This is a genomic window from Acidovorax sp. KPB24-07 (assembly GCF_057543315.1).
In genome coordinates, this window is sequence record NZ_BAAJYS010000945.1 from 1 (window position 1) to 574 (window position 574).

At 66.9% G+C, this 574-nt stretch carries 1 protein-coding gene; it reads left to right on the forward strand.

The genetic code is table 11. The features are described from left to right. Positions 1 to 310 (forward strand): aldehyde dehydrogenase family protein (locus tag AC27IQ_RS26815; RefSeq protein WP_487091515.1); only part of this gene is annotated, 310 nt, incomplete at its 5' end. Positions 311 to 574: the final 264 nt, after the last annotated feature.

The window sequence follows — 574 nt, forward strand, 5'->3', positions numbered from 1 at the left end:
AGAGATCTTCGGCCCCGTGCTCACGGTGCAGACCTTCGACACCGAGGAAGAAGGCCTGGCCCTGGCCGCGCACGCGCACTACGGCCTGGCGGCCGGCGTGCACACCGCCGACATCGGCCGCGCGCTGCGCGCCATGCGCGGCATCAGCGCGGGCACCGTCTGGATCAACCGCTACGGGCGCAGCGCGGACTTCGTCATTCCCACCGGCGGCTACCACCAGTCGGGCATCGGCAAGGACCTGGGCCGCCAGGCCGTGGAGGCCAACCTGCGCTTCAAAAGCGTGCTCATCGACTTTGCTGCGGCGCACTAACGGTGCACGGTTGCACGCCGGCGGTGCAGACCGCACGGCATGCCGCAAGGCCCCCGGCAAACCGCAGCTTTCGCGCGCCGCACCCCTGCATTTCCCTATGACACTCGCGAAACCGCGTGCTTCAATCACTTCGTAATGACACTGTCGCAAATGCCAAATCAGGCGCTGCGAACCGCCCCGGTCGGTGACCGGCCCAACCCGAGGATTCCGAGACCATGACCTTCCGTCCCAAGTACGTGACCTTCGACTGCTACGGCACGCTCA